The 244-nt window shown below is 66.8% G+C and carries 1 protein-coding gene; it reads right to left on the bottom strand.

Features of this window, described 5'->3' with window-relative positions; translation table 11 throughout:
- Window positions 1-244: fumarylacetoacetate hydrolase family protein (locus SB751_RS34320; RefSeq protein ID WP_410749535.1), on the bottom strand; the 244-nt coding region annotated here is incomplete at both ends.

Genomic DNA, 244 nt, shown 5'->3' with positions numbered 1-244 from the left:
CACCGGGCCGACGTTCTCCGGCGTGCCCGAATAGATCAGGTCGCCGGGAAACAGCTCGAACGCCTGCGACAGCCGCGAGATCTGCTCGGCCACCGACCAGATCATGTGCGACAGCGTGGCCTGCTGCTTGCGCTCGCCGTTGACGGCAAGCCAGATGTCGCCTTCCTTGTAGTGGCCGGTCCGGGCCACCGGATGGATCGGGCCGATCGGCGCCGCGTGATCGAAGCTCTTGCCGATCTCCCAC

The organism is Cupriavidus sp. SIMBA_020, from assembly GCF_046535395.1.
Classification (GTDB): Bacteria; Pseudomonadota; Gammaproteobacteria; order Burkholderiales; family Burkholderiaceae; genus Cupriavidus; species Cupriavidus campinensis.
This window is presented reverse-complemented; position numbering and strand designations above follow the sequence as displayed.